Consider the following 237-nt stretch of genomic DNA (forward strand, 5'->3'; position numbering starts at 1 on the left):
TACTAATGAAACATCTAAACTAAATACAATTATTTTTCTAATGATTTAAAAATTTTATGTAAAAATACTAAATTATAACAATCCTCTACCAATTTTATAAATTCTTTTATTTTCAGAATACTCTCTTGAGAGTTTATCTAACACCCCGTTAATAAAATAACCGCTTTTATTGTTTGAATAATCTTTTGATATTTCAATATACTCATTAATAGTTACTCGAACCGGAATTGACGGGAC

General features: G+C 24.1%; 1 protein-coding gene. It reads right to left on the reverse strand.

Going from position 1 to position 237, the window contains the following annotated elements:
• Positions 1-72 precede the first annotated feature (72 nt).
• Positions 73-237 (reverse strand): transcription antitermination protein NusB (locus ACEWL1_RS12210; protein WP_409233572.1); only part of this gene is annotated, 165 nt, incomplete at its 5' end.

This window comes from Polaribacter gochangensis (assembly GCF_046224025.1).
GTDB classification, from domain to species: Bacteria; Bacteroidota; Bacteroidia; order Flavobacteriales; family Flavobacteriaceae; genus Polaribacter; species Polaribacter gochangensis.